Source organism: Carboxydocella sp. ULO1, from assembly GCF_002049255.1.
Taxonomy (GTDB): domain Bacteria; phylum Bacillota.
In genome coordinates, this window is sequence record NZ_BDLQ01000153.1 from 1 (window position 1) to 373 (window position 373).

Below are 373 nucleotides of genomic sequence, written 5' to 3' on the forward strand. Positions count from 1 at the left end.
AGGGAAGAACAGGGCCAGCTGACCGTCAGCGGCAGGGCGGAACCGGCCCAGATCAAAGCCGGACAGGTATTTGCCCTGGTGGTGGAAACGGCCACCACCCCTTATACCTGGGAAGAAACTGTTTATGAACAGCAGCCTGATGGCAGTGTTGTAGAAAAGAAAGTTAGACGAAGTCGGCCCTGTCCGGGAGCAAAATATGTACAGGCCCGCTTTCCTGATGGACAGCAGGTGCTGCTGGAACCGACAAATCCGGCCGGGACACCGGCTAACACCTGGCAGTTGCCTGTTAATCCCCGGTCGAAAAACAGAGCTCGCATCCATTTCACTGATCCCTATTTACCGGATGGACTTTATCCGGTTACCATTATCGCTG

General features: G+C 54.7%; 1 protein-coding gene. It reads left to right on the forward strand.

All coding sequences use genetic code 11. The features are described from left to right. Window positions 1–373, forward strand: a 373-nt coding sequence (locus ULO1_RS14870) for a hypothetical protein (RefSeq protein WP_159446914.1), incomplete at both ends; no start/stop codon positions are given.